Consider the following 22,370-nt stretch of genomic DNA (forward strand, 5'->3'; position numbering starts at 1 on the left):
TTATGTCCCCCTATTTCACTCGCTCCGCCACCACGCTCACTCAGGTGATGGCACAGACCGGCCGCGGTGACCTGTTCGCCGAGCGCTGCCCCTCACGCGAAGTCCTGAAGCACGTCACCAGCCGCTGGGGCGTGCTGGTGCTGCTGGCGCTGCGGGACGGGACTCAGCGCTTCAGCGATCTGCGACGCAAGATCGGCGGCGTCAGCGAAAAGATGCTTGCGCAGACGCTGCAGTGGCTGGAGGGAGACGGCTTCGTGCTGCGGGTGTCCTACCCGGTGGTACCGCCCCATGTCGAGTATTCGCTGACCCCGATGGGACAGGAAGTGGCCCAACGTGTGATCGGACTCGCCGACTGGATCGAGTTGAACCTGGCGCAGATACTGCAGGCGCAGTCGGCCATGAAATGAAAGGACGCCATCGCAAAAACAGGCCGAGCCTCCGACAACATCATTTCGCAACATCATTGCTATTGCAACAGAACTGCAAATAAAATCTACCTCCCATGACCCGACCGTTTCCCTCATGTCGGTTTCCCCGCGCCGGAGGAAGATCTGATGCCCCTTGATTCAACAACACGATACCGCCCGATCGCCCTCACACAGAGCGGAGCCCACACCCACCGCAGTGACCAGGTAGCGACCTTGCTTCGCATCTTCGACCCATCGGTCCAGCTCGCGTTATGGCACCGCCCCGGCAACCCCGCCATCGAACAATACCTTGACGCCGAGCACGACAATCTGGGTAGCGGCTTGCGCCGGAGCTGTACGCCAGGTGAGCATCTCGATCTGTCTTCCCTTCCCGCCGGTGCCGGACGGGAAGCCCTGGCTGCCGACATTGGCATACTGAGCGAGTTGCTGGGGGACCTGCTCGGCTGCGATCAACTTGGCGTTCGACTGGAGGTCATCCGCGGCGCCATGTGCCCCCGCCTGCATGTCGACCGCGTTGGTATCCGCCTGCTCTGTACCTACCGCGGTCCGGGAACGGAATGGATCGACGACGATAAGGTGGACCGCAGCAAACTCGGTCCGGGCGCCAACGGGCTACCCGATGCGATTTCCGGTTTGTATGGCGCTTCGACCACGGTCGAACGCGTTGCGCCGTTCGATGTCGCCCTGCTCAAGGGCAGCGCCTGGCAAGGTAATGCCGGGAGGGGCGTCATCCACCGTTCGCCCTTGCCCGAGGCGGGCAGCCTGCCCCGCGTACTGGTCGCCATCGATCCCATATGGTGAGCCCCGCCTGGTCCGGAAGCGCCCGATATAAAAAATCGGGCCTGTCGTCAGCTCAACACCCGACGACAGGCCCTGTTATCGCGTATTGACCTCAGTCAGCTGCGGATTTCAGCAGTTCACTTCCAGGCCTTGCGATCCAGATCCAGATCGGCAAACCGCGAGGCCTCGAACTCCGGCCGCTCATTGCCCGCCTTCAACTGGCTGCGATAGTCGTTCAGCACCCGCATCGCCACCGGAAACAACATCAGGATGGCCAGCAGGTTGACCAGGGCCAACAAGCCCATCAACGGATCGGAGAAGAAGAACACCGAAGTTGCGCCCGGCGCACTCGCCCCCAACAGCACCACGCCAATCACCAACCAACGCAGGATGTGCACCGCGGCAGGGCTCTCCACCAGTTCGACCAGTGCAGTCTCACCCAGGTAGTAGTTGTACATGATCGAGCTGAACGCGAACAGGAACACGGCAAAGGTCAGGTAGTACTGCGTCCAGCTACCAAGGTGATAGACCAGGGACTGCTGGGTCAGCACCACGCCACTGACCCCTTCGGCACCCGGCACATACACCCCGCCGAGCAGGATCACGAAGGCGGTTGCCGAACATACCAGCATGGTGTCGATGAACACGGACAAAGCCTGCGTGATACCCTGGCTGACCGGGTGATGCACGTCGGCCGTCGCTGCAACGTTCGGTGCCGACCCCAGGCCAGCCTCGTTCGAGAACAGTCCGCGTCGCAGTCCTTGCGCCAGCGCCGCACCCATGCCGCCACCGACCGCCTCTTCCAGCCCGAAGGCATTGGCAAAGATCGAACCCAGCACGCGCGGCAACTCGCCGATGTTCATGACGATGATCAGCAGGGCAATGCCGATGTAGGTCAGCGCCATCACCGGAACCACCACATCGGCCGCCTTGGCGATGCGCTTGATCCCTCCGTAGATGATGAAACCCGTGATGACTGCCAGCAGGACACCGGTAATCAGGCGATCGACCCCCAGGCTGTCATTGACCGCCCCGGCAATGGTGTTGCCCTGGAAGGCATTGAAGCCAAAGGCAAAGGAACCAATGAGGCACACCGCGTAGACCACCCCCAGCCAGCGGTACTGATCACCCAGGCCATGGCGGATATAACTTGCCGGCCCGCCGCGGAAGGTGCCGTCCGCCGCCCTGCGTTTGTACACCTGGGCCAGCGTACACTCCACCAGACTGGTTGCCATGCCGACCAGCGCAATCGCCCACATCCAGAACACCGCCCCTGGCCCGCCCAGCGTGATCGCTACGGCCACACCGGCAATATTGCCACCGCCAACACGCCCGCCAACCGAGATCAGCAGGGCCTGACGCGCGCTGATCTGGTTGGGGTCGGCATGCTGGTACTTGGGCAACAGCACGCGGAACATGCGGCCAAAGAACTGGAACTGGACAAAGCCGGTAACGATGGTCATGAACACCCCGAAGATGACCAGGATGGGGATCAATGACCACCCCCAGGTCAGGTCTTCGAGCACGGTAAAGAACTTGGTGATGTACTCCATCTGCCACTCCATTTTGCTGTTTTGTCTGTCCTGCACCGCCGCCAACCCTTGTGTCCAGGCTGTTCATGCGATGAGGGTCTGTCACGGCAGCACCGGCATCAAGCCAGCCCCGCCACCGGGGTTGAACAACCTGCACCCTTGACGGGCCACTGCCGCAACGCTGGGCTGCGGCAGCGGGCTCAGGCAGGCTCCGAGCACTCTCCACACAGGGGCAGGGGCATCTGGCGGCGCACCGCATCCGGCTCCAGCCCACAGGAAATCAGGTGATGCAGCTTGGTCACTGCGGCTTCCACGGTCAGATCGCCACCACCCACAACCCCGGCGCCGGCCAGCGCCGACCCGGTCGCGTACTTGGCCTGATCCACACCACCGCGCTGACATTGGGTCAGGTTGACGATGACGGTGCCGCGCGCACTGGCCGCGGCAAGCGCATCCAGAAAACCCGGCATGGCCACCGGCCCGTTACCTGCGCCATAGGTTTGCAGCACCAGCCCTGCCAACGGTGGCGCCAACAGGTGTTGCAGACGCGCGGACGACAGCCCGGGGTAGAGACGCAGCACCGCAACCTCCTGCATGCCCGGCTCGACCACCTGGAAATGCTCTGCGCGAGGCATTGGCAGCACGGCCGCAGCGTTGATATCGATATTGATGCCGACGCGGGCCAGCGCAGCATGGTTGGGCGAATCAAAGGCTGCGAAATCGGCGCTGGCGACCTTGGTCGCGCGGTTGCCGCGCAGCAAGCGGTCGTGGAAGAACAAGCCGACCTCGGGCACCGGGTAACGCGCAGCGATCAATAAGGCGCTGGTCAGGTTGTTGCGCGCATCGTTACGCGGCTCGCACAAGGGGATCTGCGAACCGGTGACGATCACCGGCTTGCGCAGTCCCTGCAATGCAAACGACAGCGCCGACGCGGTGTAAGCCATGGTGTCGGTACCGTGGATGACGACAAACCCATCGTAGTCGGCATAACGTGCGGCAATATCCGCCGCAATCGTGTGCCAATCAGCGGGCTGGGCCTCAGCACTGTCGATCAGACGGTCATACTCCACCAGATCCCAGGCCGGCATGCCGTCCTTGCCAGCCGCCGGCAAGGTCGTGGCCAGGGCCGCTTCCAGCCCGCCGTCCGGCGCATAGCCTGCAGCCGACGGCTTCATGCCAAAAGTGCCGCCGGTGTACAGGATGCAGATGCGCGGCGTCATGCGCCCGCTCCTGCACGGGACGGCCGCGGCGTCAGCGACAGCCGAGCCAGCGCCGAGGCCAGCAGATCAGTGACGTCGATCGCACGCGGGATGTCGCGGCGACAGGGGATCAAGGGCAACTCGGTACAGGCCAGCAGCGCCACATCGGCACGCAGGCTACCCAACACCGCATCGAAACGGGCGACAACGTCGGGCGCATCGCCACCGCGTTGCTTCACGTCATAAATCACCTGATGCAGGGCATCGAGATCTGCCGGTAACTCGATATCCGCATACTGGGGCAGACTGCGGTAGGCCGACCACGGCCCCATGTCCATCACCGGGCGGGCGCCCAGCAGGGCCACCCGTGCAATCCCCTGATCGGCCAGAAAATCGCGCACGACGTCGGCCACCGACACCAGTTGCGCCGGCAGCCCCAGCGCGGCGAGCCGGTCGGCGTAATGATTGAGCGTGTTGCAGGCAATGCCGTAGTAATCCACCTGTTCGGCGAGCGCCGTCGCGGTGCGCTGCATGGCTTGCCATACCTGGGCATCGTTGGCTGCCAGCTCCATCGACAAGCCGAGTTCGGGCACCGAAAAAATCACCACCTCGGGCGCATCGAGATCGCCCCGGTAGTCTTCACCAAACCACTGGCGGTTGGCCCGCAGTATCTTGCTCCACAGATCGACGCCGGCCTCGGGTCCGGATCCGGTGATGATGCCGATACGGCTGCGAGAGGCGTAGTGCGGGCGAACGCGCATAGTCTGTCCCTATGTTGTCGGCGGCCGACAGCTGGCCGCAGGGGAGCCGCCTGCCGCCGCTCCCGGGTTTGTCATGTCTTGTAAATATTAAAGACGCCAAACCGGAATCGAGCAATTACGCAGGCAGAACCAGAGTGGCGCATACTGATGCTACACTTGCGCCATCAAGCGCCATCTTCATGCATCACGCCCTGCGCCACTTCTCATTCTTGCAACCCCGGCACAGCTGGGACACCCAGGACCACAGACCATGGAATCAGCCTTCGACGGAGACGACACGAGGCTGGACGATCTGTGCCGCAACCTGCGCCTGGCGTGCAGTTATCACCCCTCGATTGCGCAGGTCTGCCGCAAGCTGGGCATCAACCGTCCGCAGTTCAACAAGTATCTCAGTGGCGCCACCCGCCCGTCGGCCCATACCCTGCAGCGCATCTGCGACTTCTTCGGCGTCGAGCCGCACGAAATCGTGCTGCCGCACACCCGCTTCACGCAGATCCTCAGTGTGCGCCCCGCTACGCGTGCACCGGCACCGGCCGCCGACGGCAAAGGCTACATCGCCCACCTCGAACGCCTGCAGCAGCAGACGCGCAGCAGCCTGGACAAATACCTGGGCTTCTACTTCGAGTACTACTACTCGATGGCCTTTCCCGGCAGCGTGCTGCGCAGCCTGTTCTATCTGCAGCAGCGGGACGACGGCGTGCGTTACCGACGTATCGAGCGCCTGTCGCATCTCGGGCAGCGCACCAGTGGCTTTCGCTGCCGCTACCTGGGAATGGCGCTGCACCTGAATGAACGCATCTTCCTGCTCGACTACGAGTCGCTGACCGGCAATGAGCTCACCCAGACCATCCTGTATCCGACCTACAAAAGCCGGGTCAACAACCTGACCGGTCTCAAGATCGGCGTATCGGCCTCCGACCGACGCGAACCGGCCTGCGCGCGGGTCGTCATGCAGTACCTTGGGCACAGCATCGACGTTCGCGGCGCACTTCGCCAGTGCGGCTTGCTGTCACCCGAAGACACCTCGATCGACCCGGACGTCCTGCGCCGCATCGACAACCGCCAGCATGGCGGCGACTATCACTTCCTTGGCCTGCCGTTCTAAGCGGATAGACTGATGCCCATCCTCCCCTTCCAGCACCTGCGCTGCCCGCTCGACGGCGGCCGCCTCCAGCCCAAGGGCAGCAGCCTGTGCTGTCCGGTCGGCCATAGTTTCGATCTTGCCAGCCAGGGTTATGTCCACCTGCTGCCCGTTCAACAAAAGCGCTCGCGCGACCCCGGCGACAGCAAGGACATGGTTGCCGCACGGCGACGTTTCCTGAACGGAGGCGCATACGCGCCAATTGCCACCGCGCTCGCGCATGCCAGCCTGAAGGGGCTGCCCGACGATGGCGTGCTGAGTTGCCTGGATGCCGGCTGCGGAGAAGGCTACTACCTGCGTCAGCTTGCCGAGGCCGCAGGCGCGACACAAACCCTGGAGATCCTGGGCCTGGACATCTCGAAATGGGCGGTGATCGCCGCTGCCCGGCAGGACCGCCGCCCCGGCTGGGTGGTCGGCAGCAATGCCAATCTTCCGGTCGTGTCGGCAACGCTGGACCGGGTTCTGTGTCTGTTCGGCTTCCCCGTCTACAGCGAGTTCGCACGTGTGCTGAAGCGAGGTGGCCGGCTGCTGCAGGTGGATGCCGGCCCCGACCACCTGCGCGAACTGCGCGCACTGATCTACCCCAGCCTGAAGCCCGAGCGCACAAAGGAATCAGCCTTGCCCGACGGCTTCGCACACCACGCGACGGACACGGTCCGTTTCGAACTGGCGCTGCACAGCACCGAGCAGATCGCCGACCTGCTGGCCATGACGCCACACCTTCACCGCGCCACGGCCGAGGGTCGCGCCCGGGCAGCAGCCCTGACGGCACTGACCGTCACGGTGGATGTCCGGCTGACGCAGTTCGAGCGGGTGTGAGCAAGGACCACAAACCCCTGGCAAGGCTGGAAACGCACGGCGACGCACGCACAACCGCGCCAGCCCAATCACCTCACCCTGATCAGCCCCTACCCGGGCCAGCGCTCGAACCAGTCGGTCAGCGGGCGGCATACGCCCAGCGCGCGCACTTGCTGATCGACCGCGTCATGGTTGCCCCAGACCACATCATCCAGCCCGCCCTGGTCGACGCCCTGCCGGATTTCATCACAATACAGCCCCAGCGCGCGCTGTACATAAAAACCATAGCTGCGGCACGCCACCGGCCGTTGCAGATACACCCTGCATGCCCCGCTGGGCACATCGAGCATCGGGCAGCGATAAGGCTTTTCCGTCTGCAAGGCCAGCGCCGCCACCCCGGCGCGGATCTGCTGCAACTGAACAGCCGGCAGCGCCGCCAACCCTTCGCGCAGCAAAGCCCACTCCGCCTCGCTCAGTTGCGGCACATTGGCCAGCTGATGGCAGCAGCTGGCACAGCCCTTGGCACAGGGCCAGTCGGGATGTCCATCGCGGATGGAGGCCACACGGTCGTCGATATCGCGATGCAACTGGACCAGCGCACTCATCACCGGCCTCTCAACGCCGCGTCAGCACCAGCCCGCACTCCAAATGATGGGTGTAGGGAAACTGGTCAAATGCCGCCGCTGCAGAAATGGCATGGGTGGCGGACAAGGCGGCCACGTTGTCGCGCAGGGTCTGCGGGTTGCAGGAGATATAAAGGATATGGTCGAAGCCCCTGGCCAGCGCCAGCGTCGCGTCGTCCAACCCGCTGCGCGGCGGGTCGACGAACAAGGTGCCAAAGCGGTAGCTGGCCAACTCCACCCCCTTCATCCGCCGGTACTCACGTCCGCCGGCCAGGGCATCGCTGATCTCCTCACTCGCCATCCGCACCATGGTGACATTGTCGATACCATTGGCAGCCAGATTGTCATGCGCGGCGTAAACCGAGGTCTTGCTCATCTCGGTGGCCAGCACGCGGTCGAACTGAGGTGCCAGCGCGACGGTAAAGTTGCCATTGCCACAGTACAGTTCGAGCAGATCCCCACGCTGCCCCGCCGGACGCCCACCACCCAGCACCGCAGCGCGCGCACGCGCCCACCCCAGCATCTGCCGATTGACGCCGCCGTTGGGCTGGGTAAAGCTGCCCTCGACCTGCTTGTACTGCAAGGTACGGCCATCCAGCTCGAATGACTCCTGCACCCAGTCGCGCTCGAGCACGATCTTCTGCTTGCGGCTGCGTCCGATCACCCTCACCCGAAGCGCCTGCCCCAGCGCACGCGCCGCCACCTCCCAGTCGGCATCGAGCGGCCGGTGATACACCAGACTCACCAGACAGTCACCACTGAGCGTGGCCAGAAACTCAACCTGGAAGATCTTGCGCTTGAGCACCTCGCAGCCCATCAAGGCCTCGCGCAGGCGCGGCATCAGCAGGCGGATTGGATCGGCAGCGGGCGGAAAATCATCAATGATCACCGGCACCTTGGGGTCGTCCGAGTCGAACATCGCATAATCCACCCGCGTCCCCTCGTGCCACATCCGGAACTCGGCACGCAAACGATAATGCAAGGGCTCGGAGCGGAACACCTCGACCTCGGGCAGGCCAAACCCGGCAAAATCGTCGCGGTAACGCAAAAGTTTGGCCTCAAGCTGGGCTTCGTAGTCTGCAGGGTTGTAGCTGGGTAGCGGCATGGCAGATTTCGACTCTTGATTCAGGGGCTGTCAGCAACTCACCGGCATGCCTGAGTAGTACGGGCAACAAAAAAGCGCCCCTGGAGGCGCTTTTTGCTGAAGCTATTGGCGGAGACGAAGGGATTCGAACCCTTGAGACAGGTTTTGCCCGTCTGCTCCCTTAGCAGGGGAGTGCCTTCGACCTCTCGGCCACGTCTCCGTCACGAAGGCGGCACTATATCGACTCCGCGCCCCGTGGTCAAACTCAATCGAACGATTTTATCGCTCAGGCCGCCTGTTCCAGGCCAAAGGCCTTGTGCAGCACACGCACGGCGAGTTCGAGGTACTTTTCGTCGATTGCTACCGAGATCTTGATCTCCGAGGTGGAGATCATCTGAATGTTGATGCCTTCTTCAGCCAGCGTACGGAACATCTTGGATGCAACCCCCGGATGCGAGCGCATGCCGACACCGACGATCGAGACCTTGCACATGGTCTTGTCCGCTGCAACGGAGCGTGCCCCGATATGCGCCTGCACGCCTTCGAGCACCTTGGTCGCCTTGTCGAGGTCGCCACGGCTGACCGTGAAGGAAAAATCGGTCGTGCCGTCGTGACCTACATTCTGGATGATCATGTCCACGTCGATGTTGGCATCTGCAACCGGACCGAGGATCTGATAGGCGATACCGGGCTTGTCGGGCACGCCGAGCACGGTGAGCTTGGCTTCGTCGCGGTTGAAGGCGATGCCGGAGATGACGGGTTGTTCCATGTTGTTGTCTTCCTCAACGGTGATGAGCGTGCCCTCGCCTCCATCCTGGAAGCTCGAGAGGACGCGCAGCTTGACCTTGTACTTGCCGGCAAACTCGACCGAACGAATCTGCAGCACCTTGGAGCCGAGGCTGGCCATCTCGAGCATTTCCTCGAAGGTGATGGTGTCCAGCTTGCGGGCCTCAGGGACGATGCGCGGATCGGTGGTATAGACGCCATCCACATCGGTGTAGATCTGGCACTCGTCCGCCTTCAAGGCAGCGGCCAGCGCCACGCCCGTGGTGTCCGAACCGCCACGCCCCAGCGTGGTGATGTTGCCGTGCTCGTCTACGCCCTGGAAACCGGCGACAACGACGACTTTTCCCTCGTCCAGATCCTTGCGGATCGGTGCTTCGTCGATATTCAGGATGCGCGCCTTGGTGTGCGCATCATCAGTCAGGATGCGCACCTGCGCCCCCGTGTAGGAGCGAGCCTTCAGCCCCTCATCCTGCAGCGCCATCGACAGCAGGCCGATCGTCACCTGTTCGCCAGTGGAAATGACCACATCGAGCTCCCGCGGATCGGGGCTGGACGCCACTTCCTTGGCCAGAGCGATGAGACGGTTGGTCTCACCGCTCATGGCCGACACCACCACCACGACCTGATGCCCCTCCGCCCGGAATCTCGCCACCCTTCTGGCGACATTCTTGATGCGCTCAGGGCTGCCCATCGAGGTGCCGCCATACTTCTGAACTATCAGTGCCATCGTCGTATCCAAGTACTTGTGGATAAAGCGCGAGATTCTATAGAAAGTGGGGAGAAATTGCAGGACTACAACAATTTCGTTGTGAAGATGACCTAGTTGTTGTGGTTAACCCCGATTCGTGATTTATCACCGTTGTATATTCATTAAATAGTGATCTATACTTAAGTCACCCTACAACTTAAGTTGTAGGAACCAACTACACTTAAAGTCAGTCTCAATAATCGTCTGACAACTCGACACAGGACACGATCATGAAGAACTCCGATAGCCTCGATGTACGCGAGATCCGCCGCAAGCTGGGGATGAACCAGTCCCAGTTCTGGTCCAAGATCGGCGTAACCCAGAGTGGCGGCTCCCGCTACGAAAGCGGTCGCAACATCCCCCGTCCGGTGCAGGCCCTGCTCCGCCTGGTTCACGTCGAACAGATCGACATCAACAAGGTGCGCAAGGACGACGTGGATGTGGCCGAATACCTGAAGTCCACCAATCCTGAGCTGTACAAGACGCTCAAGAAAGAAGCCAAGGCCAAGAAGAAAGGGGCCTGAGTCTCGCGCCCGCGCGCCGGGCGCAACTCGAGATCAAGGGCTGACGCGAACCGTCAGCCCTTTTTGCTTGATGCGGTCCGCAATCTGCTCAAGCTCCACCGCAGACAAGGGACTGAGATGAGAGGCTCCGACCTGCATCGAAGGTCGCGCGATGCCATACAGGAGCACACCCTGCAGCCTCTCAGGACCTGCACCGAGCAACACCTCGAGGTAGGCGTCAATAAAGGCGGCACTTGGCACCTCGCCATCCCAACGGAACATGCAGGTCTGCACCCAGGTCGGACAATGTGCGGCACATATCGACAGATGCCGCGACAACGCCTGGGGATCGAGGCTGACGCCATTGATCCGCTCGATCGCCGCTGCCTCACCGGCATCAACCTTGAACCACACTTCGCCACCTGCCGCCGCGAGGCGGTCGAGCCCCGCCTGCACTCGGGCCTGGGCCATCAGGCTGCCATTGGTGATCAAGCGCAGAGGAACATCGTCGAGTCCGAAAGCCGCACGCAGGCGCACCACCACGTCAATGGCAGCAGTGAAGGCCTCTGCACTGGTCGGCTCACCATTGCCAGAGAAGGCGATGTCACGGATCTGACGCATGCCTTCGGGCGCATTGACCGCCAACCAGTCACCCCTTACCAGGGCCGACAGAAACCCGCTCAGCTCAGCCTCGAGCACGGCGAGATCGATCACTGGCGCCTTGCCACGTACCAACCCAGGCACCTGGCAATACGCACAATGCCAGTTGCAGGCATTGTTTGGATTCAGGTTGATACCTACCGATACACCGCCCGCCCGTCTGGACAGTACCGGATAGACGTAGGTCAAGCCTGCAAGGTCGCGATCGTGATTGCTGATCGTCAGCAAGGGAATTGTCGAAATCATTGTCCACTCAGTAGCTTGGACGCGGGCGCTACACGTTCAACCCGGCCGCCAGTGCTATAATCCGCCGCCCTGAAACCGAGGTTAGCCATGCGCATCACGCGACGCCTGGAATTCGATGCCGGTCACCGCATCCCCGATCATGCCAGCCAGTGCAGACACCTGCACGGCCATCGCTATGTTCTGGAGGTCACCCTGTCCGGAGAAATCATCAAGGCCGACGGTCAGGCGGTCAATGGTATGGTGATGGACTTTGCCGACGTCAAGCGTATTGCCAAGGAGAAGGTGGTCGACCCATGGGATCACGCATTTCTGGTGTATCGCGGTGATACGGCCATCGTGAACTTCCTGGCTACGCTACCTGGCCACAAGACGGTGGTGATTGATGTTGTACCCACGGCAGAGAATCTCGCCGAAGCCGCCTTCCGGATCCTCGATGCAGCCTACCAGGACATCTACCATAACCAGCTTCGGCTGGAACGGGTCCGCCTGTACGAAACCCCCAATTGCTGGGCTGACGCCGAACGCCCGACCGCGTGAATACCGGGCCGGCTAATCGAACCGGCCCGGTATTCACGACTCAGACGGCGTAACGGCGCAAGCGCAGCGAAAACTCCTGCAACTGCTGGATGCCGCTCTGCTCGGCACGCTCGATCCAGTCGTGCAGTTGCTTGAGCAGTTGTTCCTTGCTTGCCGTGGAGCGCGCCCAGAGCGCGGTCAACTCTTCGCGCATCGCCATGACGGTTGCCAGCGCCTTGCTGTCACGGACGATTTGTTCAAGCTGCAGTTTCTGCTCGGCACACAGATGGCGCTCCTCGCCCGACAGCACCCAACGTCGCAAGGCACTGCTGTCAAAACGCGCCGAATGCTGTGCACGCAGGCGCTCGATCTCCTCGCTGCAGGTCTGCTTGAGCGAGCGCATGTAGTGCGTCATCACATCATAGCGATGCGTGATGACAGCCTGCAACGTATCGAGATCCGCCTCGCGCTTGGCCTCGCCAAATTTCGGCATCGGAATCACCTTCTTGGCCTTGGCCAGACCCATGATCTCGAGCATGCGGATATACATCCAGCCGATGTCGAATTCGTACCACTTGGCCGACAGTTTGGCCGAGGTCGCAAAACTGTGATGGTTATTGTGCAACTCCTCACCGCCAATCAGGATCCCCCAGGGGAACAGGTTGGTCGATGCATCGGTGCAGTCAAAGTTCCGGTAGCCGACGTAATGTCCCAGGCCATTCACAACACCGGCGGCCCAGATCGGAATCCACATCATTTGAACAGCCCAGATCGTCAGCCCGATCGGCCCAAACGCAACGATGTTGATGATCAGCATCAAGGACACACCCCACACTGAACGCCGATACACGTGACGCTCAAGCCAGTCATCCGGCGTGCCATGGCCGTAGCGCTGGATGGTTTCCGGGTTGTTCGCCTCGGCACGGTAGAGCTCCGCCCCCTCGAACAAGACCTTGCGGATGCCACGCGTCTGCGGGCTGTGCGGATCCTCCTCGGTCTCGCACTTGGCGTGATGCTTGCGATGAATGGCAGCCCATTCGCGGGTGACCATGCCGGTGGTCAGCCACAACCAGAAACGGAAGAAATGGCTCGGAATCGCATGGAGCTCAAGCGCACGGTGCGCCTGATGACGATGCAGGAAGATGGTGACCGAGGCGATGGTGATATGCGTCAGCACCAGCGCGACCACAACATAGCCCCACCAAGGGAGCTCGAACAAACCGGAATACATTCTAAAAAATCCTTCTACAAGAGAGACTTGCTACGTGACGATTGTACGCTAGGCACGCTTGCGCAAGAAGCACGCTTCCGCCTTCAGACATTGCCGTCCGCAATAGGTTTGGATCAAGGCTTCCACGGCAGCCGGGTCACTGGGGTCGCCTGTGCCCGATGACGTTTCCAGTTATCCCGGTAACTGCGGGCCAGCGGGCAGTGATCCCTTAACACCAGCAGGTTCTCGGCATTGCGGTTCTCGGCAGACCAGGTGAAGTTGTACGAGCCGGTCACCACCGCACAACCGGGCCCCTCCGCATCCGCCACCACCACCTTGTTATGCGCCGCACGATAGCGTGTCTCAAATGCCACCGGCACACCAGCGGCCAACAACTGCGGCACGGCATTACCCTTTTCGCGGCGGTTCATCTGCGCATCGGCCAGCACTTCCACCTTGACGCCGCGCCGATGCGCCGCAATCAGGGCATCGGCAAAACGCCGGCTGGTAAACGCATAAGCCTGCACATGCAATGTCTTGCGCGCGCCGGCCACCACGCCCAGCAACAGGGCTTCCGGCTTGTCCCATGGCGAGAACGCCAGTTCGACCTCGCCTTGCGCGGTAAAACGCTGGCCCGCCAGCGCCGGTGCAGCAGCCAAACACAGCATGACCGACGCCAGCGCCGTGCGCAGGCCGTCAGGCACTGGCAACCCGCTCCAGCACGGCGGCAAAGAAGCCATCGGTATCATGCGCATCCGGCGACAGGCGCAGCCGTTCACCCGTTGTCAGCGTCACCCCTTGCGCTTCAAGCACCGACTCGGCCGAAACCGCACGGAACCCGGGTTGGGCCGCAAGAAAGGCATCCACCACCGCATCGTTCTCTTCCGCCAGCAGGCTGCAGGTCGCATACACCAGACGGCCACCTGGCCTGACCAGTCGCGCGGCCGCAGCAAGGATAGCGCCTTGCTTGACCACCATCTCATCAACCGCGGCATCGCTCTGCCGCCACTTGAGGTCGGGGTTGCGGCGCAAGGTGCCCAACCCACTGCAGGGCGCATCCACCAGCACACGGTCCGCCTTGCCTGCAAGGCGCTTCACCTTGGCATCGTTCTCATGCGCGATCAGCACCGGATGCACGTTGGACAACCCAGCCCGCGCCATCCTCGGCTTGAGTTTGGCCAAGCGTTTTTCCGACACATCGAATGCGTAGAGGCGCCCGGTGGAACGCATCATCGCCCCCAGCTGCAAGGTCTTGCCACCTGCGCCAGCGCAGAAATCCACAACCAACTCGCCCCGCTTGGGCTGAACCAGCAGTCCCAGCAACTGACTGCCTTCGTCCTGTACCTCGAAGCTGCCATCCAGGAACAAAGGGTGCTTTTGCAGCGCCGGCTTGCCGCCCAGTCGAATGCCCTGCGGTGACAACCTGCAGGACTCGGCAGCCAACCCTTCCTCACGCAGGCGCGCCAGCACCACATCTCGATCAGCCTTCAAAAGGTTGACCCGCAGATCGAGCGGCGCCGGCCGGTTCAGGCTCTGTGCGAGCTTGATCAGCGAGGACTCGTCATGCTGGGCCAACAGCCGCTCAACCAACCAGTCGGGCATATCGGCGCGTTCGGCCACACTGCCTTCGTCCAGCGTTGCAGACTTGATCGTCTCGATCCAGTCACGTTCGGTGGCCGATGCGAGCCCTTCGAACTGGCGCATCGGCCAACCTTCACCGCGAGCCAGCCAGGCCAGCAGCAATTGCCGTGGCGTTGCGCCGGCACCGGCCAGACGACGCAGCCAGCGCAAGCGCCGGACGATGCCGTAGACCGTCTCGGCAATGAAAGCGCGATCACGCTGCCCGAGTTCGCGGTTGTCACGAAAGTGCCGGGACAACACCGCATCGGCCGGGTGGTCGAACGTCAGTACATTGCCCAGTACCTGGGTGGTCTGAATGAAAAGTGCACGAGAGTTACCCTCGGCAGTCTTGACTGTTTTCTGCATGATGTCCGTTCAGTTGATATAGAGGTCGGCCACCGGAAACGCTGGCACTTCCTCCTTGAGTTCAATCATTTCCGCACGCGGCGCCGGCTCGCCCGGGGTCGTGTCGGGTGGCGCCAGTCGCAGTTGCACCGCTTGCTGGTCGAGGACTTCACCCTTGTCATCGACCATTCGGATACGCACTGGCAACATGCCGTAGTTGCGCGCGAGCCAGATATCGATGGTCAGCTTGCCATCTTCTGCCTGAGCCCGAAGCCTCAGTGTTTCAAGGCGACCAATCGGCAGACGCAGTCCCTCCTCTCCCACCGCTTCAAGCAGAGCAGACTCGGCATCCTTGTTGCTGACCACCAGCAGGGTACGCGGCAAACCTGCGGTACCCACGATGCCGATCTGATGCCACAGGCTGAGCACATCCTGGTCGCCGGCCTGCAACGCTGCTGCACGACGCTCCCGATCTCCGCGACGAATGCTGACCCGGTTGGCAACCCAGTCAAAATCGGCAACTTCCTGCGCCTTGCCGCGCTGAGTGACGGAAAACAGATCCGGCCTCAGACCTTCGGGCATGATCTGCCCCTCGCTGCGCTGGACGTAGTGAAAGCCCTTGAGCAAGGCAGCAACACCCGTCGTTTCCAGCACCACCTGCATGCTGTAACGGCTGCCATCGTGCGACCACTCGTGCCGTGCCTCGCCGACCTGCAAGCCCTTGTCACCGAGAAACACCCGGAACACGATCGCCCCATGCGTCGGCCAGCCATCGATGGAGAACACCTCGCCCTGGGGCTGCGGCAGGAGACCGGCACCTGCCGCCGCAAGCATCTCCGGCAGCGGGTCCGCGTGCGTCCGCACCTCGTCATCCGGCACGGCGTCGGCAGCAAGCGCATCGACGACGGTCTCCTCGACCACAGGCAGGCGTTCGGCGCTGAGCGCAGCCAGGGGTGCCGGCCTGGGCTGCGGCACAGGCTTCGGCTTGACGACTGGCACTGGTGCCACAGGCTCCGGCGCCTCGGCAACAGCGGGGACAGCTTGCGGCTCGAGCGGCGGCGGCCGGAACGCGGAGATATCGACCAACACCATCGGCGGCGCGCGCTCGGCTGCAACCGCCGGGCCGACAGCGCGCACCTCGAACGGATCAGCACCAAGCAATGCAACGTGGGCCAGTATCGACAGGCCCAGGGCTGCGATGGCACCGCGCTCGATCACCGTACCGGCCTCAAGCTACCGCGCTTTCGAGTGGTGGCACGGTGATCCCCTTGTCCGGCGCAATCGTATCGGCAATGCGTACCCGACCATCGTCGCCGACGGCAATACGCCCCTCGACAAACCACTGTACGGCCTGGGGATAGATGCGATGTTCCTGTGCCAGCACCCGTGCGGCCAGGCTTGCCTCATCGTCTTCGGCCTGCACCGGCACCACCGCCTGGATGACGATGGGCCCGCAATCCAGTTCGGGGGTCACGAAATGCACCGTCGCACCATGCACCTTGACACCCGCCTCCAGCGCACGCCGGTGGGTATGCAGGCCGGGAAAGGCCGGCAGCAAGGACGGATGGATATTGAGCAGACGCCCCTCGTAACGTCGTACGAACGCATCGGTCAGCACGCGCATGAAACCCGCCAGCACGACCAGATCCGGCGCATGGGCGTCGATCACGCGCGCCAGCTCGGCGTCGAAGGTGGCACGGTCGGCAAACGCCTTGTGATCGACAACCTCGGTCGCGATGCCATGGGCACGCGCGAAGACAAGCCCGCTTGCGTCGGGACGGTTGCTGATGACTGCCGCAACCCTGACCGAGGGAATCGCCGCCCGGACAATGGCTTCCATGTTACTGCCACGACCGGAAACGAGTAGAACAATAGACTTCATGATTCCTGAATTTGAATGACTGACCCACTCCGCAATGCGGATCGGTCAATAGACCGGCAAAAAGACCGCAGTCGCCAGGTTCTGGACCACACGCGTAACCGAGCGTTCGGTTTTTTCCTCAACCACATCGGACAGCGTCTCGAGCAAACCGATCACGCGCCCGAACTCGCGCTCGAAACTGAGATTATTGACTGCGCCCATCTCGTTGGACAGCAGCAGCAGGTTTCCGGCAGCATCCCGCGCACTACCCAGCTTCCACGCCGCAATCTCGACATTGCGGGCCGCATTGTAGATGTGCTGTGCGTCCAGATCATCCAGCAGAAAGAACTCCTCACGATCGCCCAGCGCGGTCTGCACCATGCTGGCCAGCCCCACGACGTATGCCCTGACCCGGTCACCGCGATACTCGGGATGCAAGGCAATCACCAGGGCATCCAGGTCACGCCTGTATCCCAGGGCTTCAAGGCGCCATCCATGATGAGTGTCGAAGATCTCCGCGACCGCCTGCTCCACCCCGCCCGCCCCTGATTTACGCAATTCTGCAGGGTTGCGCTTGTAAAGCTTCTCGGCAAGCCGTCGCAAGCTGACGAAAATCCGCTGCTGATGAAGCTCGGCAAACCGGTTCAGGTCGGACTTGACCAGATGCTGGGGAATGAATCCCGCAAGGCGACCCGCCTTGGGCCCGGTTCCAGGCGAAGAGCACGCCAGCAGCGAAGCAATCAGCCCCGCCAGGACGCCCAGCCGCACATGACGCCACGTAACAGCCATCGCACCTCCGGTCACGTTCATGGGCAGGCCGCAGCATGCTCTGCCCGATCGCCGCCGTCATCATACCGGATCGGAAGCCATCGGGCGCAAACCGTGCCCTCCGGTCGGATATCTCGCCACCGCACCGTATAATCCGCCGCTTCAATCCCACACCCTCCACCATGGCCTCCATCCATCGCTTGTCGGACCTCCTTGTCAATCAGATCGCTGCCGGCGAAGTGGTGGAACGCCCGGCATCGGTGCTGAAGGAGGTCCTCGAAAACGCCGTGGATGCGGGCTCACGCGCCATCGAAGTGCAACTCGAACAAGGCGGGGTACGCCGCATCCGCGTCACCGACGATGGTTGCGGTATTGCCCGTGAAGAGCTGGCCCTTGCGCTGGAGCGTCATGCCACCAGCAAGATCGCCAGCCTGGACGACCTCGAGCGCGTCGGCACCATGGGTTTTCGTGGCGAGGCGCTGGCCGCCATTGCGGCGGTGACGCGTACCACCATCACCAGCCGGGCCGAGGGCGCAGGCCACGCCTGGCGGATCGATGGCGACACGGGGGAACTCAGTCCTGCGGCCTTGAACCAAGGCACCGTCATCGACGTTGCCGACCTGTATTACAACACCCCGGCGCGACGCAAGTTCCTGAAGTCGGAGGCGACCGAATACGCCCATTGCGACGAGATGTTCCGCCGCATTGCACTGGCCCACCCCGAGATCGGCCTTCAGCTGTCGCACAACGGCCGGGTGTCCCATCGCCTGCCCCCATCCGAGCCCATCCGTCGTGTCGGTGCCCTGATGGGGGACGATTTTCTTGAGCATGCGCGCGAGGTGCGGGCCGACGGTGGCATCCTGGCGCTGGCTGGTTTCGCTTCGATGCCGGCCTACTCGCGCAGCAGCCGGGACGCACAGTACTTTTTCGTCAATGGCCGCTACGTGCGGGACAAGTTGCTGACCCACGCGGTGCGCCAGGCCTACACCGACATCCTGCATGGCAGCCGACACCCCGCCTACGTGCTGTTCCTGCAACTCGACCCCGCCGGCGTAGACGTCAACGTCCACCCCGCCAAGATCGAAGTCCGTTTTCGCGACGCACGGGCGGTACACCAGTTTGTCTTTCACGCAGTCAGTCGTGCACTGGCCGAATCCGGCGCAACCCGATCTGCCGACACGGAAAGCACCCACCCTGCGCCTGCCCAGCCTGCCACACCACAGGCCGACCCCTTGGCGATACGCGCTGCTCACTACTCACGGCCAGCAGAATCGGCTTTGTCATCACCACGGCAGGGCACCCTGGCGATGGAGTCCGCCAGCCGGCACTATCTCGATTTCGCGGCCAGCGCCCGCCCCACGCCCAGCCCGGCCGCATTCAACACCCCGCAGCCCGTCGAGCCCGCACACAACCCGCCTGACGCAATGCCTGCGTCGCTCACCCAAGCCGAGGGCGGTGCTCCGCTGGGCTACGCGCTGGGACAACTGCACGGCATCTACATCCTGGCCCAGAATGCCAGAGGCCTGGTACTGGTCGACATGCATGCTGCGCATGAACGCATCCTTTACGAGAAGCTCAAGACCGTACTCGACGGTCGACCTGCGGTGCAACGCCTGCTGATTCCTGCGGTGTTTTCGGTCAGCGCCAAGGACATGGCCGTTGCCGACGAGTGTCAGGACATCCTCACCGCGATGGGCTTCGAGGTGTCGGCGGCCGGCCCGCAGGAGCTGGCCGTGCGCAGTGTGCCGGCGCTGCTGGCCAATGCGCCGGTCGCCGAACTGATCCGGCAACTGCTTGGCGAGTTGCGCGAATTTCCCGCCTCTGAGGTGGTCACCGCCCGCCGCAACGAACTGCTCGCCACCATGGCCTGCCACGGCGCGGTGCGGGCCAACCGCCAACTGACCCTACCGGAAATGAACGCGCTGCTGCGCGACATGGAGGCGACCGAACGCTCCGACCAATGCAACCACGGCCGGCCGACGTGGACACAGCTGAGCCTGAACGAACTCGATCGCTTCTTCATGCGCGGCCAGTGAAGCAAGCGCAGATCGCCTGGGCGCCGCCGACGCACGGCGCCCAATCGTCAAGATACGGCTGCTCGCTCAGGCGCGATAGACCAGCACACCCAGCACGACCGCTGCCACCGTTGCCCACCCCAGGCGATCGATATAACGATGCAGCACCGCTTCCATCCGGGCCCCCCCCCAGGCCATCAGGCCGGCAACCAGAAAGAACCGTGCCCCACGTCCAACCAGCGAAGCCAACGTAAACGGCAGCAAGGCCATCGACAATGCGCCAGCAGCGATGGTGAACACCTTGTACGGAATGGGCGAGAACCCGGCCACGAACACCGCCCAGAAACCCCATTCACCAAACCACGCCACAGCCTGCTCGTAGGCACCCCAATAGCGGCTCTCACGCAACCAGGGTTCGATCGCATCGAAGGCATAGGCACCGATCAGATAGCCGAACAAGCCGCCTGCCACCGAGGTCAGCGTCGTCAGCAAGGCAAACCACATGGCACGGCGGGGGTTGGCCAGGCTCATCGGCGCCAGCATCACATCGGGCGGAATCGGAAAGAACGAGGACTCGGCAAAACTCAATCCTCCCAGATACCAGGGCGCATGGCGATGACGCGCCCACAGCATGGCACGTGCGTACAGCGGCGAAAAAATCTTCACAAAAACAATCCTTGACGAGAGTTGGATGCAGATCGACCTGACGGCCGACATGATACCGTCTGAACGTGACATCGCACCGACAATCCAGTTGCTGGATACGCAGCGTCGTCATGTTGCAGAAAGTGGGGGATAGATCGATCGCCATCTCCCTGGCAAGTATCACTGCAACACCACCAAGTCGCATGAAACCATTGCGCCGGCATGCCCGGGCACGCAAAATCGCCGCTTCATCGACCTCTGCGGAAAGCCCGGCATGAGCACAGACCCCGCAATCCCCGCTGCGCGCGCATCCCACCCGCTGTCACTCAAGCTTGTGCTGATCGTTCCTTATGTCATTCTGGTGATCGCGCTGGCAGTGGCAGTCGGTACGCTGTCGTACTCGGCAGGCAGTCGTGCGGTGTATACGGTGTCGGAACACCTGCTGCTGGAGACAGTGGGCCGTATCGCCCAGGCCGTAGACCGGCACATCATCGGCTCCGGCGCGGTGCTCGAATCCGCCTTTCCTGACGGCATGCCCGCACCAACCGCCATCGAGTCCGAGTTTCATGACCTTCGCACCCGATTCTGGATCGCCACCTCGCTGCACATCGATCCGAACAACTATGTGTACTACGGCAACGAAGCGGGCCAGGGCCTGGGGCTTTACCGCCACTCGTTACAAGACGCCGAGCTCCGGATGAAGCTGAAATCCGACGAGCACCGCGCCATCTACCGATTCAGCGGTATCGACGGCCCACTCCAGTTCGAACGCCGCGAAACCAAGCTGTTCGACCCGCGTACCCGCCCCTGGTATCAGGACGGCAAGCGTGTGACCGGCCACACCTGGACCTCGGTGTATATCGACTTCGGCACCCGCGAACTGGTCGCCACCCGGGCCCGCCGTGTGCTTGCCGCCTCTGGCGCGTTTGAAGGAGTGGTCGCGACCGACGTCTCGCTACGCGCGCTCAACGACTTCGTCGGGCGGCTCGAAGTCTCGCCCAATGGCATCGCCTTCATCATCGAGCAGGACGGCAACCTGATTGCCTCCTCGGCCAGCCCCAACATGGCCAGTCTGCCCGATGGTGGCAGTGCGCGCCTCAAGGCTGCCGACAGCGATCACACCTTGCTGCGTGCCGCCTACCGCCTGGTTCAGGACCGTCTGGGCGCACCCGAGGCCACTGCACTCCCCCGGGTCATGACCTTCTCTGACGAGGCAGGACAGGAGATTCACGTCGCCTTCGACCGCATCCGCGACACTGCAGGCATCGACTGGATCACCGTGGTGGCCATGCCCACCAGCGACTTCATGGCCGGCGTAACCGAAAACGTTACCCGTACAGTCATGCTTGCCGCCGTGGCGGTCGCGCTGGCGATCGTCATCGGTCTGCGCATCCTGGGCTGGGTGGCGGGCGATCTGCGACGTATCTCGGAAGCCGTGCGTCGCGTTGGCGCAGGCGACTTTGACGTCCCAGTCGGCGTAGATCGCAGCGATGAGATCGGACAACTCGCGCGCAGTTTCGAAGCGATGCAGACCCAACTGCGTACCGACAAGCTCACCGGTCTGGCCAATCGCGAGGCGTTCCTGCAGCAACTGAACAAGCGTATCGATCTGGCACGCAAGGATCGACGCAACGCCCGGCTTGCCGTCCTCTTCATCGACCTCAATCGGTTCAAGGCCATCAACGACACCTATGGTCACGATGCCGGCGACCTTGCGCTGCAGGAAGTCGCCGAGCGCCTGCGCATCAATGTGCGCGGCGGTGACCTGGTGGCCCGCTATGCCGGCGACGAATTCGTCATCCTGCTCGATCAGGTTGCCAGCCGCGAGGCGGTGGTACACATCCGTCGTCAGATCGAGGAGGTCCTGTGCCAGCCGCTACAGGTAATCACCCCGGAGGGACAAGAAGGGGTCGGCACCGGCGGCGCCATCGGCCAGGCCATTTTTCCGGAAGATGGCGACAACGCCAACGACTTGCTCAAAGCCGCAGACCGCGCGATGTACGAACACAAGTTTGCCGGTCGCAAGTCAAGCCTGACAGGCTCCTAGGAGGCTGTCAGGCTTGAGCGATCGTAGCGAGCCGAGGGGGAAAACGAGGACAGA

Annotated in this window: 22 protein-coding genes and 1 tRNA gene; 8 read left to right on the top strand and 15 right to left on the bottom strand. The window is 62.6% G+C overall.

Annotation, left to right across the window (positions count from 1 at the left end; all coding sequences use genetic code 11):
• Positions 1 to 2: 2 nt before the first annotated feature.
• Both DNK49_RS10305 and DNK49_RS10310 read left to right on the top strand, forming a co-directional pair.
• The gene (locus tag DNK49_RS10305; protein ID WP_110524277.1) at positions 3 to 407 is read left to right on the top strand and encodes a winged helix-turn-helix transcriptional regulator; all 405 of its coding nucleotides are present in this window, start codon (positions 3 to 5) and stop codon (positions 405 to 407) included.
• A gap of 147 nt (positions 408 to 554) precedes the next feature.
• The gene (locus DNK49_RS10310; protein ID WP_110524278.1) at positions 555 to 1,229 is read left to right on the top strand and encodes a DUF1826 domain-containing protein; all 675 of its coding nucleotides are present in this window, start codon (positions 555 to 557) and stop codon (positions 1,227 to 1,229) included.
• A gap of 116 nt (positions 1,230 to 1,345) precedes the next feature.
• Here DNK49_RS10310 and DNK49_RS10315 read toward each other — a convergent pair whose 3' ends face one another.
• The 3 genes from DNK49_RS10315 to DNK49_RS10325 form a co-directional block, all read right to left on the bottom strand.
• Positions 1,346 to 2,761 carry an alanine/glycine:cation symporter family protein gene (locus tag DNK49_RS10315; protein WP_110524279.1) on the bottom strand — a complete coding sequence of 472 codons (1,416 nt, stop codon included), beginning with the start codon at positions 2,759 to 2,761 and terminating at the stop codon, positions 1,346 to 1,348.
• A gap of 179 nt (positions 2,762 to 2,940) precedes the next feature.
• Positions 2,941 to 3,960, bottom strand: coding sequence for an asparaginase (ansA, locus tag DNK49_RS10320; RefSeq protein ID WP_110524280.1), 1,020 nt, complete (start codon positions 3,958 to 3,960; stop codon positions 2,941 to 2,943).
• Positions 3,957 to 4,700 (bottom strand): aspartate/glutamate racemase family protein, encoded by a 744-nt coding sequence (locus tag DNK49_RS10325; RefSeq protein WP_110524281.1) that lies wholly within the window; start codon positions 4,698 to 4,700, stop codon positions 3,957 to 3,959. The genes ansA and DNK49_RS10325 overlap by 4 nt, the downstream gene beginning before the upstream one ends.
• Positions 4,701 to 4,950: 250 nt before the next feature.
• On the opposite strand from DNK49_RS10325, the gene DNK49_RS10330 reads away from it, so the two are divergent.
• Together DNK49_RS10330 and DNK49_RS10335 are read left to right on the top strand one after the other, a co-directional pair.
• Positions 4,951 to 5,805: a helix-turn-helix domain-containing protein gene (locus DNK49_RS10330; protein WP_110524282.1), complete on the top strand. Its 855-nt coding sequence runs from the start codon at positions 4,951 to 4,953 to the stop codon at positions 5,803 to 5,805.
• Between the two features lie 12 nt (positions 5,806 to 5,817).
• A complete protein-coding gene (locus DNK49_RS10335; protein WP_110524283.1) occupies positions 5,818 to 6,660 on the top strand; it encodes a putative RNA methyltransferase in 843 nt (280 codons plus the stop codon).
• Between the two features lie 89 nt (positions 6,661 to 6,749).
• On the opposite strand, the gene DNK49_RS10340 is transcribed toward DNK49_RS10335, so the two are convergent.
• The 4 genes from DNK49_RS10340 to DNK49_RS10355 form a co-directional block, all read right to left on the bottom strand.
• Entirely contained in the window at positions 6,750 to 7,244 is a 495-nt protein-coding gene (locus DNK49_RS10340) for a YkgJ family cysteine cluster protein (protein ID WP_110524284.1), read from the bottom strand.
• A gap of 10 nt (positions 7,245 to 7,254) precedes the next feature.
• Positions 7,255 to 8,367: a tRNA (uridine(54)-C5)-methyltransferase TrmA gene (gene trmA / locus DNK49_RS10345; protein WP_110524285.1), complete on the bottom strand. Its 1,113-nt coding sequence runs from the start codon at positions 8,365 to 8,367 to the stop codon at positions 7,255 to 7,257.
• A gap of 106 nt (positions 8,368 to 8,473) precedes the next feature.
• A tRNA-Ser gene (locus DNK49_RS10350) sits at positions 8,474 to 8,566 on the bottom strand.
• A gap of 66 nt (positions 8,567 to 8,632) precedes the next feature.
• A complete protein-coding gene (locus DNK49_RS10355; protein WP_110524286.1) occupies positions 8,633 to 9,859 on the bottom strand; it encodes an aspartate kinase in 1,227 nt (408 codons plus the stop codon).
• A gap of 251 nt (positions 9,860 to 10,110) precedes the next feature.
• Here DNK49_RS10355 and DNK49_RS10360 point away from each other — a divergent pair, with 251 nt between their 5' ends.
• Positions 10,111 to 10,404, top strand: a complete 294-nt coding sequence (locus DNK49_RS10360; RefSeq protein ID WP_110524287.1) for a helix-turn-helix domain-containing protein — start codon at positions 10,111 to 10,113, stop codon at positions 10,402 to 10,404.
• 33 nt (positions 10,405 to 10,437) lie between these two features.
• Here DNK49_RS10360 and DNK49_RS10365 read toward each other — a convergent pair whose 3' ends face one another.
• Positions 10,438 to 11,289 (bottom strand): radical SAM protein, encoded by an 852-nt coding sequence (locus tag DNK49_RS10365; RefSeq protein ID WP_110524288.1) that lies wholly within the window; start codon positions 11,287 to 11,289, stop codon positions 10,438 to 10,440.
• 87 nt (positions 11,290 to 11,376) lie between these two features.
• On the opposite strand from DNK49_RS10365, the gene queD reads away from it, so the two are divergent.
• The gene (gene queD / locus DNK49_RS10370) at positions 11,377 to 11,826 is read left to right on the top strand and encodes a 6-carboxytetrahydropterin synthase QueD (protein ID WP_110524289.1); all 450 of its coding nucleotides are present in this window, start codon (positions 11,377 to 11,379) and stop codon (positions 11,824 to 11,826) included.
• A 40-nt stretch (positions 11,827 to 11,866) separates the two neighbouring features.
• Here the strand turns inward: queD and DNK49_RS10375 are convergent, their stop codons facing one another.
• From DNK49_RS10375 to DNK49_RS10400, 6 genes are all read right to left on the bottom strand, one after another.
• A complete protein-coding gene (locus DNK49_RS10375; protein WP_110524290.1) occupies positions 11,867 to 13,036 on the bottom strand; it encodes a DesA family fatty acid desaturase in 1,170 nt (389 codons plus the stop codon).
• Positions 13,037 to 13,149: 113 nt separating this feature from the next.
• Positions 13,150 to 13,683: a phospholipase D family nuclease gene (locus tag DNK49_RS10380; protein ID WP_243632323.1), complete on the bottom strand. Its 534-nt coding sequence runs from the start codon at positions 13,681 to 13,683 to the stop codon at positions 13,150 to 13,152.
• A gap of 28 nt (positions 13,684 to 13,711) precedes the next feature.
• Positions 13,712 to 15,001 (bottom strand): RsmB/NOP family class I SAM-dependent RNA methyltransferase, encoded by a 1,290-nt coding sequence (locus tag DNK49_RS10385; RefSeq protein WP_110524292.1) that lies wholly within the window; start codon positions 14,999 to 15,001, stop codon positions 13,712 to 13,714.
• Between the two features lie 9 nt (positions 15,002 to 15,010).
• Positions 15,011 to 16,198 (bottom strand): DUF3108 domain-containing protein, encoded by a 1,188-nt coding sequence (locus tag DNK49_RS10390; protein WP_110524293.1) that lies wholly within the window; start codon positions 16,196 to 16,198, stop codon positions 15,011 to 15,013.
• Positions 16,199 to 16,208: 10 nt separating this feature from the next.
• Positions 16,209 to 16,862, bottom strand: coding sequence for a phosphoribosylglycinamide formyltransferase (gene purN, locus DNK49_RS10395; protein WP_110524294.1), 654 nt, complete (start codon positions 16,860 to 16,862; stop codon positions 16,209 to 16,211).
• 45 nt (positions 16,863 to 16,907) lie between these two features.
• On the bottom strand, positions 16,908 to 17,630 hold the full coding sequence (locus DNK49_RS10400; protein ID WP_110524295.1) for a hypothetical protein: 723 nt from the start codon (positions 17,628 to 17,630) through the stop codon (positions 16,908 to 16,910).
• Positions 17,631 to 17,791: 161 nt separating this feature from the next.
• On the opposite strand from DNK49_RS10400, the gene mutL reads away from it, so the two are divergent.
• Positions 17,792 to 19,645 carry a DNA mismatch repair endonuclease MutL gene (gene mutL, locus DNK49_RS10405; protein ID WP_110524296.1) on the top strand — a complete coding sequence of 618 codons (1,854 nt, stop codon included), beginning with the start codon at positions 17,792 to 17,794 and terminating at the stop codon, positions 19,643 to 19,645.
• A 66-nt stretch (positions 19,646 to 19,711) separates the two neighbouring features.
• On the opposite strand, the gene DNK49_RS10410 is transcribed toward mutL, so the two are convergent.
• On the bottom strand, positions 19,712 to 20,290 hold the full coding sequence (locus DNK49_RS10410) for a YqaA family protein (protein ID WP_110524297.1): 579 nt from the start codon (positions 20,288 to 20,290) through the stop codon (positions 19,712 to 19,714).
• 253 nt (positions 20,291 to 20,543) lie between these two features.
• Here DNK49_RS10410 and DNK49_RS10415 point away from each other — a divergent pair, with 253 nt between their 5' ends.
• On the top strand, positions 20,544 to 22,316 hold the full coding sequence (locus DNK49_RS10415; RefSeq protein ID WP_110524298.1) for a sensor domain-containing diguanylate cyclase: 1,773 nt from the start codon (positions 20,544 to 20,546) through the stop codon (positions 22,314 to 22,316).
• The last annotated feature ends 54 nt before the right edge of the window (positions 22,317 to 22,370 follow it).

Source organism: Parazoarcus communis SWub3 = DSM 12120, from assembly GCF_003226565.1.
In the GTDB taxonomy this organism is placed as follows: Bacteria; Pseudomonadota; Gammaproteobacteria; order Burkholderiales; family Rhodocyclaceae; genus Parazoarcus; species Parazoarcus communis.

Bases quoted from the DNA above. Each gene is read 5' to 3' on its own strand.
- DNK49_RS10360 (WP_110524287.1), top strand. From the start codon at position 10,111: ATGAAGAACTCCGATAGCCTCGATGTACGCGAGATCCGCCGCAAGCTG.
- DNK49_RS10340 (WP_110524284.1), bottom strand. From the start codon at position 7,244: ATGAGTGCGCTGGTCCAGTTGCATCGCGATATCGACGACCGTGTGGCC.
- DNK49_RS10375 (WP_110524290.1), bottom strand. From the start codon at position 13,036: ATGTATTCCGGTTTGTTCGAGCTCCCTTGGTGGGGCTATGTTGTGGTC.
- DNK49_RS10305 (WP_110524277.1), top strand. From the start codon at position 3: ATGTCCCCCTATTTCACTCGCTCCGCCACCACGCTCACTCAGGTGATG.
- DNK49_RS10380 (WP_243632323.1), bottom strand. From the start codon at position 13,683: ATGCTGTGTTTGGCTGCTGCACCGGCGCTGGCGGGCCAGCGTTTTACC.
- purN (WP_110524294.1), bottom strand. From the start codon at position 16,862: ATGAAGTCTATTGTTCTACTCGTTTCCGGTCGTGGCAGTAACATGGAA.
- DNK49_RS10315 (WP_110524279.1), bottom strand. From the start codon at position 2,761: ATGGAGTACATCACCAAGTTCTTTACCGTGCTCGAAGACCTGACCTGG.
- DNK49_RS10310 (WP_110524278.1), top strand. From the start codon at position 555: ATGCCCCTTGATTCAACAACACGATACCGCCCGATCGCCCTCACACAG.
- DNK49_RS10385 (WP_110524292.1), bottom strand. From the start codon at position 15,001: ATGCAGAAAACAGTCAAGACTGCCGAGGGTAACTCTCGTGCACTTTTC.
- ansA (WP_110524280.1), bottom strand. From the start codon at position 3,960: ATGACGCCGCGCATCTGCATCCTGTACACCGGCGGCACTTTTGGCATG.
- queD (WP_110524289.1), top strand. From the start codon at position 11,377: ATGCGCATCACGCGACGCCTGGAATTCGATGCCGGTCACCGCATCCCC.
- DNK49_RS10355 (WP_110524286.1), bottom strand. From the start codon at position 9,859: ATGGCACTGATAGTTCAGAAGTATGGCGGCACCTCGATGGGCAGCCCT.
- DNK49_RS10330 (WP_110524282.1), top strand. From the start codon at position 4,951: ATGGAATCAGCCTTCGACGGAGACGACACGAGGCTGGACGATCTGTGC.
- DNK49_RS10415 (WP_110524298.1), top strand. From the start codon at position 20,544: ATGAGCACAGACCCCGCAATCCCCGCTGCGCGCGCATCCCACCCGCTG.
- DNK49_RS10335 (WP_110524283.1), top strand. From the start codon at position 5,818: ATGCCCATCCTCCCCTTCCAGCACCTGCGCTGCCCGCTCGACGGCGGC.
- DNK49_RS10365 (WP_110524288.1), bottom strand. From the start codon at position 11,289: ATGATTTCGACAATTCCCTTGCTGACGATCAGCAATCACGATCGCGAC.
- DNK49_RS10400 (WP_110524295.1), bottom strand. From the start codon at position 17,630: ATGGCTGTTACGTGGCGTCATGTGCGGCTGGGCGTCCTGGCGGGGCTG.
- trmA (WP_110524285.1), bottom strand. From the start codon at position 8,367: ATGCCGCTACCCAGCTACAACCCTGCAGACTACGAAGCCCAGCTTGAG.
- DNK49_RS10325 (WP_110524281.1), bottom strand. From the start codon at position 4,700: ATGCGCGTTCGCCCGCACTACGCCTCTCGCAGCCGTATCGGCATCATC.
- mutL (WP_110524296.1), top strand. From the start codon at position 17,792: ATGGCCTCCATCCATCGCTTGTCGGACCTCCTTGTCAATCAGATCGCT.